A 1,778-nucleotide genomic window follows, 5' to 3' on the forward strand; every position below is an offset into this window, starting at 1 on the left:
TCTCCCACGCATCCACCCCGAACACCCCACCGCCGCTGTCACACTCCGCGATCACCACCATGGCCGCGGCCACCACCATGGCCGCGGCCACGTGACACGGTCATGCAGATTCCGCGGAACCGCCCCCGACCCGGCTGCATCCCACCTCCACCCGACGATCAAGGTGTTCCGCGGAACCGGAACCGGAACTGGAACCGGGCAGAATCCACTCCAGTCCGACCCGGTGAATTAAAGATCAGTATCCGAGGGCGTTCCAGTAGGGGACCCGAGATGAACTCCCAGGCGGCGAAGGCCGCTGCCTCCGGCAAGAGCCCTGCGGGCGCCGGGCGAGACAACGAGCCGGTATGGCGGTGGTGCGGGGGGTTCGGGCGTGTCAGCCATCGCCCCGCTCGCGACGTCGTCGCATGATCGCCGCCATCTCGTCGCCGGTCGTGACCTCGCCAGCGGCGATGGCCTCGTCGGCTTCTCGGATTCGGGCCATTGCCCGTGGATCGGAGAGCAGCTCGAGGGTGGCCTCCAGCGACTCCAGGTCCTCGGCTGACAGGAGTACGACGTACTCGCGGCCGTTGCGGGTGATGTGGCCCCGTTCGTGGGTGCGATCGACCTCATCGGCGATCTCGGATGGGTGTAGTCCCGGTCGAGTGGGATCGTTGCGGTAGCGATCTTCGAATGGCGTGCCAGGATTGATCAGGAAGGGGGCTCCTTTCGTCGAGGCCAGGGCGCGGTATGTCGTGCCGGAGGCCCTGCTTGCCGGAGCGGAGGCCCGCGCTGGCACGCACGACGAGGTCGAGGACCTGATCGACCGGGCAGGGCCGCGAGGTGCTGCGGGCGTTGCTGCAGGGCCATCTGGACGTGCGGGCCGGGCAACGGTCAGCCGGCATGGCTACCGTGCGCCGGGGTCGGGCAACCTGCATCCCGCGGACGGGGCGCTGAACCTGCCGGCGGGGCTGTACTCGCACACCCTGGCGCGCAGGCTTGTCCTGGAGGCGGCCCGGGGCTCGTTCGATGACGCGGTCGCCGCCCCCGCCCGGCGTCCCCCGCCGGCGACGCGCCGCCGCGGGCGGACGGGCCGAAGGCCACCGGCAGGTGGCTGACCGCCTCCGTCGTCGCAAGTTCGCCGAGAACTACACCCCGACTTGACCGCATCACTTGGCAGGAACTACACCCTTTCCGTACTCCGTACTCCGTCCTCTATCGGTCCGCCGGTATGCGGTGACGGACACTGGCTGCTTCAGGCCGAACGTTCGGCGATGAACACGAGCTCACGCCCCGGGCGGTCCGGTGCCTCCCGCACGTCGAGGACTCGGTAGCCGTGGGCGACCAGGCTCGATTCGACTTCGCCCCGGCTGCGGAAGCGCAGGGTCGAGTCCGAGGTGACGACCACGCCGTCGGTCAGGAAGCGGTAGGTGTATCGGAAGGAGACGAACGGAAGACCGACGTCGGTGACCTCCAGGCGTCGTTCCACCAGACCGATGTCCGTAATGTCGAGCGTGACCGGATCGACGTCCACCGCCCACTGCGCCCAGGCGTGGAATTCGGGGCGCCTGGTCTCGAAGACGAGATGGCCGTGGGGACGAAGGGCTGCGTGGATGCCCTGCAGGGCCCGGTCCCAGTCGTCGTCGGTAAGAAAGACCTGGGCCACATTCCCGGTCATCGTCGCCAGGTCCGCGTCGAGCGCCGGCAGTGCCGCGGCATCGCCCTGGATCCACCCAGGGCCCCGGGAAGATCGTTCTAGGTTGCGATCTGCTACGCGGAGTATTGGCCCCGTTGTGCCGTCC

2 protein-coding genes and 1 pseudogene are annotated in these 1,778 nt (G+C 68.7%); 1 reads left to right on the forward strand and 2 read right to left on the reverse strand.

The genetic code is table 11. From position 1 onward, the window contains the following. Positions 1–373 precede the first annotated feature (373 nt). Positions 374–775 carry a type II toxin-antitoxin system Phd/YefM family antitoxin gene (locus G6R25_RS23770; RefSeq protein ID WP_205447423.1) on the reverse strand — a complete coding sequence of 134 codons (402 nt, stop codon included), beginning with the start codon at positions 773–775 and terminating at the stop codon, positions 374–376. On the opposite strand from G6R25_RS23770, the pseudogene G6R25_RS23775 reads away from it, so the two are divergent. Further along, positions 684–1,031: pseudogene (locus G6R25_RS23775) on the forward strand (ISKra4 family transposase); the annotation flags it as partial. The gene G6R25_RS23770 and the pseudogene G6R25_RS23775 overlap by 92 nt on opposite strands. Positions 1,032–1,231: 200 nt before the next feature. Here G6R25_RS23775 and G6R25_RS23780 read toward each other — a convergent pair. After that, on the reverse strand, positions 1,232–1,778 hold a 547-nt coding region (locus tag G6R25_RS23780; RefSeq protein WP_235949514.1), incomplete at its 5' end, for an SAM-dependent methyltransferase.

This window comes from Candidatus Frankia alpina (genome assembly GCF_902806485.1).
Classification (GTDB): Bacteria; Actinomycetota; Actinomycetes; order Frankiales; family Frankiaceae; genus Frankia; species Frankia alpina.